The organism is Vibrio sp. 1580 (genome assembly GCF_033340055.1).
This window is the reverse complement of sequence record NZ_JAWOVT010000284.1, coordinates 1-706: the sequence shown is the minus strand read 5'-3', so window position 1 is coordinate 706 and position 706 is coordinate 1. Positions and strand designations below refer to the sequence as shown.

At 46.0% G+C, this 706-nt stretch carries 1 protein-coding gene and 1 pseudogene; both read right to left on the bottom strand.

Annotated features, from left to right (window positions below; all coding sequences use genetic code 11):
* Nucleotides 1–539 (bottom strand): secretin N-terminal domain-containing protein (locus R7093_RS25550; protein ID WP_318147061.1); only part of this gene is annotated, 539 nt, incomplete at its 3' end.
* Nucleotides 540–575: 36 nt separating this feature from the next.
* Nucleotides 576–706: pseudogene (locus R7093_RS25545) on the bottom strand (type II secretion system protein GspC); the annotation flags it as partial.

The window sequence follows — 706 nt, the reverse complement described above, 5'->3', positions numbered from 1 at the left end:
TTGATGATTTCTGCTAGACGGTTTACTACCGCTGCACGACCGGTGATCAGGATGATGTTTGCTGGATCGTAATGAACCACGTTACCCGCCCCAGCGTTATCAATCAGCTGGCGCAATAGCGGTGACAATTCACGAACAGAGACATTTCGCACAGCAACCACACGAGTGATGACGCTATCGCCTTTTGCGCTGCCATCACCCATAACAGGGATTGCAGAGGTCTTAGAGTCTTTTGCTTTGATGACTTTGAGTACGCCGTTGTCCATTTCTACGACTGCATAGCCGTACACTTCCAACACGTTAAGGAAGAAGCTGTAATATTGCTCTTCGTTTAACACGTCGTAGCTGCGAACGTCGATTTTACCGCGCACCGAAGGGTCAACGATGATGGTCTTTTCTAAGTTACGACCAACAATGTTGATGAATTCTTGAATGTCAGTGCCTTTGAAACTCGCACTAAATTCATTTGCCATCGCGCCTGGAACGCAGAGTAGACTCCCTGCCAGTAACCAAGCACTTTTGCTAAACCAATGTTTCACGTATGTCTCCCTGAACTTACGCTGGTTGCCTAAGTATTACAATTGGATATAGATGTCGTACTGCTGACCATCTCGCTCAACAGTCAAATTCAGTTCTTGCGGATCGCTCATCACTTGCATCAGTTGTACTGAAGAAGATGGATCACTTAAATCGATCCCATTAAGTT